Raw genomic sequence first — 1,085 nt, 5'->3', positions numbered from 1 at the left:
TTTTGTAAATTCTGAATTTCCTTCGGAAATTCCTCGTTGACAAAAAACGCAACTTTCCTTATACGAGAAACGTTAGCTAACATTTGCAAATGAAAAGATTTTTACTATTAACATTACTTCTTATTCTATCGTGTAAAAGCAATGTGGAAAAAGAAAAGTTGACAGAAAAATTAAACCTCAAAGGCAGAACTTTTGTTTTGAATGCGGAAGATAGTAAAGGAACTCTAACAGTCCAGTTTATGGACTCAACATGCAATATTCTAGATTTAAATCAGTATAACCGACCTTGGAGATTGATTAATTTTGAAAAATCTAATATCCTAATATTGGGTCATATGACTATTCCAATTCATAAAGAAAATGACTCAACGATAATTGGACTTAGTATTGGGGAGAGGGATACTAAACTAAGACTAGAGGAAAAATTGCCAAAATGGAAGTTGGACAAAATTTTAGGAAAATGGACTGAAGAACGCTGGGTAGGAGTTGAGAATTCGGACATTCCTCCTCCCCCTGCAAGAATTCCTGAGCATGATACAATTTGGCCACCTTACTACGAAATTTCTAGAAACAAAATCATAAGTTATTGTTTAGGTATTGATTCCACACAAATGCAAATGGACAACTCTTTGTCATATATAATAATGAAAGATAATCTTTATACAGATTTTGTGGGTTACCAAAAAGATTGGAAATTACTAAACGTAACAGATAGCGTACTTACTATTGAAAGGAGATTTACAAAAGACTTTTCGGACTCAAATTCATTTTCCTATTCAGACAGTACCGAAACGTTACGATTAATAAAAAAACGTTAGCTAACATTACCTATAGCAAATAGGGCACAAAGTGCTATATATAAAGGCTTGGGCGTGTTTACTATGTCCGCCAAATCTTTTGGATTTGGCAATTAAAAAAGAAAAAATAATTACAAAACAAAAAGCTCTGGCTCGCAGACCAGACGGAAACGAACAGTTTCCTTGCCTGCCCTACTTGCCATAGCTTCACCGTTATGTTTAATTGCTCAGGAAAATCGAAATGCAGGAAAAATTTGCTAAATATTTTTTAAAGTTTGTTAAGTTCAA

At 33.5% G+C, this 1,085-nt stretch carries 1 protein-coding gene; it reads left to right on the top strand.

Annotated features, from left to right (window positions below):
* The first annotated feature begins 89 nt into the window (after positions 1 to 89).
* Entirely contained in the window at positions 90 to 818 is a 729-nt protein-coding gene (locus ACWYN7_RS17260) for a hypothetical protein (RefSeq protein ID WP_462861219.1), read from the top strand.
* Positions 819 to 1,085 lie beyond the last annotated feature (267 nt).

The sequence above is a fragment of the Polaribacter sp. M10 genome (assembly GCF_054968445.1).
This window is presented reverse-complemented; position numbering and strand designations above follow the sequence as displayed.